The following is a 4748-nucleotide window of genomic DNA, read 5'->3' on the forward strand; positions in this document are numbered from 1 at the left end:
AACGGAATCGGAAGTTCCTACGGCTATAGTAACCTTACTCTGCTCTTTTGTTCTTTGGTTTTAACTAATATAAATTAATCAAAGACAAACTTAGGATGGCTATAAGCAATGGCGCCGTTCTCGACTACATCTGAAAATCCTCACGGATTTTCAGCTTAGTGTGTACTTGCAAAGTTAAGTTGCTCTGCCTTCCTCTCGCTATGCTTGTCGGAGCCACTACGCAACTACTCATAACCGAGGCCGTTGGCATCCATTTTATAAAAATAGGAGATGTCCTAAAGGTGATCGTCGTCAGGGATTAGTTTATCCGCTGGTAAAAATTTACTTACCTATTATCAAACCTTTTAATGACCATAGAATTTCGAGCACATCTTTTTTAGTTTGGCCGTCTTTTCCATGCTTATCAAGCACCATGAAAATATCATCCATCGTCTCCATATATTCTGAAGCACTTATGTTCATTCCTCGGTGAGTTGTTTCCATATCCCTACCTGCATAAACCTGTGGCCCACCACTTCCCGTTGTAAAGAAATTGACAGTATGCTTTTTAATTCCCGCCAAATTTTCTGGCTGCTCCAAATAGGGAGTAAACCGAGCAGAAATTACCGGATTGTTCATATGTGCTTCAACCACATCATCTACAATACTCACAATGCCTTTTTCTTTTCCTAATCGCTCAAATAATGATTCTGACATACTTTTGGATTTATTTACTTCATTAAGAATATATTTTTCCATAAATGTAAGTCTTATGTCCAAGCACTACTATAACTATTAATTCAAAGGCATGTAAATTTTGACCAGAACAGACCTATTCATGAGCTGACCTATTCATGAGTGAATGGCCATCATATATTCTTTGGGAGATACCCCATACATTTTGCGAAAACACTTTGAATAATATGAGGAGCTAGAAAAGCCGCATAAATAAGCCGTTTCGGATATGGAGTTCAATCCACTGTTCAGTTTATCCAATGACCTTTCCAATCTATACTTATTGAAGTATGCGTTTAGTGAAATACCTAACAAGCCCACACTATTCCTATACGCTTGAGACCTACTGTGTCCAAGGCTGGTTACAAGTACATCTATCCTCAGTTCTGAATGTGAAAAGTTGGTCTCCATAAAACCAAAGAACTTATTAAGAAAAATCATCTCGGCTAAACTAATTTTTGTGATTTCTATAGAATTGATGACGGTATCTGGTTGCTCATCCTGATATATTTTCAATACCGTAGGTGAAACCGAAAATCCTCTTCCAATTTCACATAATCTCTTTGAAGTTTGGATGACATCTTCAAATATGGATTTGTTGCCTTCCACGGGAAGCCCCGCATCTAAACCTATATTCATACCAAGATGAGAATATATCTTTCCTAACTTCTCGGAAAGTACTAATCCACAAAGCACAGCGTGTTGGGCAGTTGTTAAAGAGATCAGCAGTTTGCGGCTATCTTGCCGTACCACTGTGCCGTGCATATCATTGACCACTTTGTTGACCTTACTCAAATAGTCTTTAATAGTTGATGCTAAATCTTTTTCTTGGTTATTGTTGTTCAGCTGCCCGATTGTTATTTGAACCGATAGTAAAAAACGAAATGCGGGTTCGTCAATTACATTCAGTTCAGCCCCAAGCATCGCATCAGGATCTTCCATTCTTCCCAAAAATGATTCAACAAGACTTGCATCTACCTCAATAATTGAATGAGGTACCTCACCGTGTGCGTGATTGTGCATTTTGTGTACAGACTCGGTATTTGGAGCTTCTACCAAACAGAATGCGATTTTTCGCTTATCATCAAACCAATATGTTAAACCACGGCAATTGTACTCGTGCTGAACTTTAAGGTCTTCTAGATGTAGACGGGCTACACTTTCGGCAGTTACTTCTTTAGACACATCATGTCGATCCATGTATATTGGCATTGGTATTTCTTTGAATGAATGAACAATATAGGATTATAAAATAAGGTTTACTTGATCTTCCTCGTAAACCGATTGAACAAAAACAACGGTATGCCAACAATGTGTATATTGCATGTCGGCTAATCGCCATCGCGAAACATACCCAAACCCTTGGCACTTATTTAAAAAATGAATAGAAAAAAATTATTTGTGTTTTTACTACTGACCTTTTTATGGTCTTGGATACTTTGGATTATTGGATTAAACTACCTATCAGACGGAATTAATCAAGAGTCAATCGGTAAATTTTTAGTTTTCTTTTTTGTTGGGGTATATGGACCAACAATTTCCGGAATAATTACAACTCTATTCTTTGATGGACTCAAAGGGTTATTTGAATTACTCAAAAAGCTTTTTATATGGAAAGTCCCTTTTAAATATTATTTATACATAATTTTTTTACCTCTAATATTTGTCATTATTGGTATTGCACTTTACGGCCAATTTATTGGGGAAATTGGAGGTTTTGATAGAATGGCATATCTATCGATACCAACAATATTATTAACGGGATTGTATGCTGGACCTTTGGGAGAAGAACTAGGATGGAGAGGTTTTTTATTGCCCGAATTTCAAAAAAAATATTCAAACTTGAAAAGTGCGATCATTATTGGATTTATATGGTTTGTTTGGCATATTCCACTATGGTGGGCACCATTCGGAACCTTGGTTAGTGGAGAACCAATATCTATAATTCCTGTAATTGCATATTTTACAGTGCTAATCTGCCTATCCATAATAATTACTTGGTTGGTAATCAATTCAAAGGGAAGTGTTCTTATTGCAATTTTATTTCACTTGTCAATTAATGCAGGGATCGCATTGCTGTTTTACCCTGAATTGAATATGGATTTCAAAAAAGTACATTTATTATCCAGCATCGGAATGTTAATATTTACTGGATTTTTAATAGTAAAGAATAAATTAAAAACAAGTGCCAACACCGTGTAAAATTAATTGCTAGTGCACGCCTACTTACGAAAATCCTCGCGGATTTTCCATTCGGTTTGTATTTTCTAAAATGGTTGTTTAAACAACGTAACTCATCTTATACAAACACGTTGGCAAACATTGATAAATGACTAAATCCAAATTAATCAATGAGAATAGTATTGGAGGATTGTTCCTAATTCTAGGTTCAATTGTTCTTTTGACTACCATATACTTTGAATATAGTATTGGATGGATTGGTCATGCCAGAACTAATAAGGAAACGAATATATTTATCTTAAGTAACTGGGAAAATTTAAAGCATATTTGGACATGGCAAATGCTAAGTCATTTTGTTTATATAACAGGTTACTTTCTTCTACTAAAAAAAGCCGAGGTCTTAATGCGAATAGTATGGTCAATACTAACAGTGTGTAGTCTTTTGATGTTAGTTGCTTTTGGACTCACTCTTGGAACCTATTACCAAGCCTTGGAAATGTATAATTCTGAACCAGCAATATTTGAAACGCTAAGGGGTGGAATTGGATATCTGTATCAATTTGGGCGTTATGGACTTCTATTATTTGTTGTGGCTTTTTTAGTTGAAACACTAAATAATAATGGTAAAATCTTGAAAGTATTCGGGTTTAGCCTTTTAGCGTTTATTATCCTTCTTTTTACAGTCGGTTACGCATTCGGAATTTCAATGAAGATAATCGGCGCAGCATTTTTTCTTTTACCATTAGCAATTGGATATTTCTATTTGAAGAATGGGATGAATGAATAAAATACGTTGCCGACAAAAAGTATAATCAATTATCTTAGTAAAAGCGAAAAAATGATTGCCTTTTTCCCGCAACTAACCATGCACGAACCGTTAGCTGCATTGATCACAAACAGACTTGAATGAATAAAGACATTGAGGATAAAGAATTTGAAAAACGCAAAGACCCAAAACCTTTAGATAGAATTGATGGAAAGTATGTTTGGAATGAAATTAGTAGTGTCATCAACTTTGATAGAGGACTATTCTACACTATTAGAGAATTAATCATAAAGCCAGGCAGCACAGTTCGAAAGTTTCTTTTTTATGATAGAAAACGAATTGTAAAACCTATGGTTTTTCTAATAGTTTGCTCATTAATTTATACATTATTCCAGCAACTACTGCATTTTGAAGACGGATATGTTAGTGCTGAAGGCTTTGGAGATTCTGCAATTACAAATATTTTAAATTGGATACAAAAACACTACGGATATGCCAATATCTTAATGTCAATCTTTATCGCTATATGGATTAAGCTTTTTTTTAGAAAATATGATTACAATTTTTACGAAATAATAATCCTTTTATGTTTTATAATGGGCATTGGAATGTTGATCTATACGATATCTGGAATATTGGAAAGTATTACTAAACTGAAAATATTACAAATTGGAGCCATTTTAGGCTTCATTTACACAGCTTGGTCAATTGGTCGGTTTTTTGAAAAAAATAAAAAAATGAACTACCTAAAAGGAATATTTGCTTACATTTTAGGTATGGTAACTTTCTATTTCCTAGCTGTAATTTTGGGATCAGGAATTGACTTAATATCAAAAATTCAATAAAAAACAACAGCAGCTAACAATGCTATAAGTAATTGCCCGTTCTCGCCTACTTCTGAAAATCCTTGCGGATTTTCAGCTTGGTTTGTACTTGCAAACTTAATTTCCCAACCACGCAACTAATCATACACGAACCGTTGTACGCAATTTTGACCCGTCCTGAAATATGTATACAAAACACTTCAAGTATATGTATAAAAATGATGGATATGTAAGACGTTATAGCGAGAGCTTTAAACTAAAAG

5 protein-coding genes are annotated in these 4748 nt (G+C 34.7%); 3 read left to right on the forward strand and 2 right to left on the reverse strand.

Annotated features, from left to right (window positions below; genetic code table 11):
• Positions 1-321: 321 nt before the first annotated feature.
• Both F2B13_RS20275 and F2B13_RS20280 read right to left on the reverse strand, forming a co-directional pair.
• Positions 322-738 carry a group I truncated hemoglobin gene (locus F2B13_RS20275; RefSeq protein ID WP_232625276.1) on the reverse strand — a complete coding sequence of 139 codons (417 nt, stop codon included), beginning with the start codon at positions 736-738 and terminating at the stop codon, positions 322-324.
• A 93-nt stretch (positions 739-831) separates the two neighbouring features.
• On the reverse strand, positions 832-1926 hold the full coding sequence (locus F2B13_RS20280) for a nickel-binding protein (RefSeq protein WP_149275087.1): 1095 nt from the start codon (positions 1924-1926) through the stop codon (positions 832-834).
• Between the two features lie 168 nt (positions 1927-2094).
• Here F2B13_RS20280 and F2B13_RS20285 point away from each other — a divergent pair, with 168 nt between their 5' ends.
• From F2B13_RS20285 to F2B13_RS20295, 3 genes are all read left to right on the forward strand, one after another.
• A complete protein-coding gene (locus F2B13_RS20285; protein ID WP_149305001.1) occupies positions 2095-2916 on the forward strand; it encodes a CPBP family intramembrane glutamic endopeptidase in 822 nt (273 codons plus the stop codon).
• 127 nt (positions 2917-3043) lie between these two features.
• On the forward strand, positions 3044-3682 hold the full coding sequence (locus F2B13_RS20290; RefSeq protein ID WP_149305002.1) for a hypothetical protein: 639 nt from the start codon (positions 3044-3046) through the stop codon (positions 3680-3682).
• 119 nt (positions 3683-3801) lie between these two features.
• Positions 3802-4506 (forward strand): DUF3667 domain-containing protein, encoded by a 705-nt coding sequence (locus tag F2B13_RS20295; protein WP_149305003.1) that lies wholly within the window; start codon positions 3802-3804, stop codon positions 4504-4506.
• Positions 4507-4748: the final 242 nt, after the last annotated feature.

Source organism: Pareuzebyella sediminis (genome assembly GCF_008367235.1).
Taxonomy (GTDB): Bacteria; Bacteroidota; Bacteroidia; order Flavobacteriales; family Flavobacteriaceae; genus Pareuzebyella; species Pareuzebyella sediminis.

Excerpts from the sequence above, each read along its gene's own strand:
- F2B13_RS20275 (WP_232625276.1), bottom strand. The coding sequence starts at position 738 with ATGGAAAAATATATTCTTAATGAAGTAAATAAATCCAAAAGTATGTCA.
- F2B13_RS20280 (WP_149275087.1), bottom strand. The coding sequence starts at position 1,926 with ATGCCAATATACATGGATCGACATGATGTGTCTAAAGAAGTAACTGCC.
- F2B13_RS20285 (WP_149305001.1), top strand. The coding sequence starts at position 2,095 with ATGAATAGAAAAAAATTATTTGTGTTTTTACTACTGACCTTTTTATGG.
- F2B13_RS20290 (WP_149305002.1), top strand. The coding sequence starts at position 3,044 with ATGACTAAATCCAAATTAATCAATGAGAATAGTATTGGAGGATTGTTC.
- F2B13_RS20295 (WP_149305003.1), top strand. The coding sequence starts at position 3,802 with ATGAATAAAGACATTGAGGATAAAGAATTTGAAAAACGCAAAGACCCA.